Annotated in this window: 3 protein-coding genes; 2 read left to right on the top strand and 1 reads right to left on the bottom strand. The window is 66.3% G+C overall.

The annotated features are described in order from the left end of the window. The first annotated feature begins 77 nt into the window (after positions 1-77). Both ABYB95_RS20560 and ABYB95_RS20555 read left to right on the top strand, forming a co-directional pair. Positions 78-737, top strand: a complete 660-nt coding sequence (locus tag ABYB95_RS20560; RefSeq protein WP_372661262.1) for a hypothetical protein — start codon at positions 78-80, stop codon at positions 735-737. 39 nt (positions 738-776) lie between these two features. Next, complete coding sequence (locus ABYB95_RS20555) at positions 777-2,111, top strand: DUF3422 family protein (RefSeq protein ID WP_372661259.1); 1,335 nt, start codon at positions 777-779, stop codon at positions 2,109-2,111. A gap of 30 nt (positions 2,112-2,141) precedes the next feature. Here the strand turns inward: ABYB95_RS20555 and mnmA are convergent. After that, positions 2,142-2,975, bottom strand: an 834-nt coding sequence (mnmA, locus tag ABYB95_RS20550; RefSeq protein WP_372661256.1) for a tRNA 2-thiouridine(34) synthase MnmA, incomplete at its 5' end; no start/stop codon positions are given.

The raw sequence follows: 2,975 nt of genomic DNA, 5'->3' as shown, positions 1-2,975 counted from the left end.
CCGCTGATGGCGGTTCGGGGTCGGCACCTTGCCAGAACGGATATTCACAGGCCAATCGCTCCGATAGAGGTGTCACCATGATGGACTTTCGCTTGATGCGCGCCGCGCTGGCGCTGGTTGCCACCACCACGGTGTGTGCTGCGGCGTTGGCCCAGCAGTCGCCTTGGACTTTGTCCACCGGGTCGAGCGCCGAACCATTGGGCCTGCCATCGGCCTTGGCGTTGCCCATGGGCATGGCTTCAACCGCGGGCTCCCGCGAAGACAGCAGCCGGCACACCATGGCCGCCGAATGGACGCGCGGTACAAGCGCCGCCTGGGCGGCCCACCTGTCCGTGTCCTTGCCACCGGTGGCGTCTGCCAGCGGAATCGGCGAGCGGAATCAAAACGCCTGGGCTTCGAATCCGGATCGCTACGCTTCCGTGGGTTTTTATGGCGTGCACCGGTTCGGCAGCGTGGGCTCGATCCGTCCCTATGCGGGGGCAGGCCTGGTGTACGACGGCCCTTTGTCGAGCCGGCAAGGCTTTGACAATGGCCGCCGCAGCGCCTGGAGCGTGGCCATGCAGGCCGGTTTTGAAGTGCAGCGGCACGAGGCCTGGGACTTGTTGCTGGCCTTGAAGAAATCACCGCTCAAGGTGGAAGACACGGGCCACCGGCAACTGCTGCGCTGGTCGCCTACCCGGGTGTCGCTCAAGCTGGCGCCCTTGCGCATCAGCGCAGGCACGTCGCTGCAGTTCTGACGCGCCGAGCGCCCGCCCGGTGCGCGGCACAATGGCGGCATGAACGCCGCCCCCAGCACCCCACCAGCGCAACAACTGCCCGCAGACGACGACCACCGCGTTGTGCTGCACAACGAGGTCCACGCCCGGCCTTCGGCCTACATCCGCCTGCCGGTACTGGTGGTGTACGTGGCGGTGCTCAACGACGGCGTCACCCGTGAACAGGAATGTGCCCATTTGCGCCAGCTGCCCGGTCAGACGGGTCTGAGCGCCGAGCAACTGCAAGACCATTTCTTGCGCCTGCACCTGCCGGGCTACACCTTGAAATGGGAGCGCCACACCGAGTTCAGCCGCTATTCGGTGGTGCAACCTTTGCCTGAGGGCGTGGACCTGGGCGCCAGCGACCCCGATCTCATGACGCACATCGTGCTGCCGCCGGGCTGGCTCGCCGGCATTCCCGGCAAGACGCTGGCCGCCATCAAGCTGGTGATGCTGCACGGCGACTTGTCCCAACCCGAACAACTGCTGTCGCAGGCCCGGCACTGGTTGGGCGAGCACCCGGTGGTGGCCTCGCGCATGGGCAACCAGGGGCACTCGGTGGTGGTCACCGATTTCAGGCTGCGCGACAGCGGCTTTGAACGCATGCTGGTGATTGCCCCGCCCGACACCACCGAAACCCGTGCCGGCCGCATTTCGCAGCGCCTGCTGGAAGTCGAGACCTACCGCCTCATGGCCTTGAAGGGCTTCCCGGTCGTCAAGCAGCTCGGTCCTGTGCTGGCCGAGGCCGAGGCGCAACTGGCTCACATCACCGCCCAGCTCGAAAACAAGACGGCTTCCGAACAGGAGCTGCTCGATACCCTGGTGTCGTTGGCGGCGCGTGTGGAGCGTGCAACCGCCGAGAGCACGTACCGGTTCTCGGCCACCCGGGCCTACTACACCTTGGTGGGGCAGCGTCTGGCCGAGTTGCGCGAGCAAGCCATTCCGGGCACGCAGACCATGGGCGAGTTCTTGCAGCGGCGCTTGTCGCCCGCCATGGCCACCGTGGCGGCCACGGCGCAGCGCCTGACGTCTTTGTCCGAACGGGTGTCGCGCGCCAGCGCCTTGTTGCGCACCCGGGTCGACATTGCCACCGAAGGGCAGAACCAGCAGTTGCTGGAAAAGCTCACGCGCGGGCAAGAGCTGCAGCTGCGCCTGCAGTCCACGGTGGAAGGCCTGTCGATCGCCGCGATCTCGTACTACGTGGTCAGCCTGCTGCTGTACCTGGCGAAGGCGGGCAAGGCGGCTGGCCTGCCCATCCACCCCGAAATGGCGGCCGGCGTGTCGATCCCGCTGGTGCTGTGGGCGGTGTGGCGCACCACGAGGCGCATCCACGCCAAGCTGCAAATGCCGCACTGAGCCCGGCTGGGCCGACCCATGGCCTTGGCCTCAATCGGCGCTGGCCGCGTCGGTGTCGATGACGCCGCCACCCAGGCAGACATCACCGTCGTACAGCACCGCGCTCTGGCCCGGTGTCACCGCCCATTGCGGTTCGGCAAAGCGCAGCGCAAAGCCCGCCGGGCCGTCGGGGGCGAAGCTGCAGGCCGCATCGCTCTGGCGGTAACGCGTCTTGGCCGCGTACGCACCCGCCACCGGTGCCGAACCCGCGACCCAGCTGGCGTCTTGGGCGCGCAGGCTGGGCGACATCAGCCAGGGGTGGTCGTGGCCTTGCACCACGCGCAAGATGTTTTTGTCCAGCTCCTTGCGAGCCACGAACCACGGCGCGTGTTCGTTGCCGCCCTTTTGCGCCCCCTTGGCTTTCACGCCGCCGATGCCCAGGCCCTGGCGCTGGCCCAGGGTGTAGAACGACAAACCTTCGTGCCGACCCAGCACGCGGCCTTTGTCGTCCTGGATGGTGCCGGGTTCGCGCGCGATGTAGCGGTTCAGAAATTCGCGGAACGGGCGCTCGCCGATGAAGCAGATGCCGGTGCTGTCCTTCTTCTTGGCGTTGGGCAGGCCGATGTGTGCGGCGATACGGCGCACCTCGGTCTTGGGCAATTCGCCCACCGGGAACAGCGTCTTGGACAGCTGTGCCTGGTTCAGACGGTGCAGAAAATAGCTCTGGTCTTTCAGCGGGTCCAGGCCTTTCAGCAACTCAAAGGCGCCATGGTTTTGACGAACCCGCGCGTAATGCCCGGTCGCGATTTTTTCGGCACCCAGGCGCATGGCGTGGTCCAAAAAAGCCTTGAACTTGATTTCGGCATTGCACAGGATGTCGGGGTT

The sequence above is a fragment of the Hydrogenophaga sp. genome (assembly GCF_041633695.1).
GTDB lineage: Bacteria > Pseudomonadota > Gammaproteobacteria > Burkholderiales > Burkholderiaceae_C > Hydrogenophaga.
The sequence above is the reverse complement of the archived record's forward strand: the minus strand, read 5'-3'. Positions and strand labels throughout refer to the sequence as shown.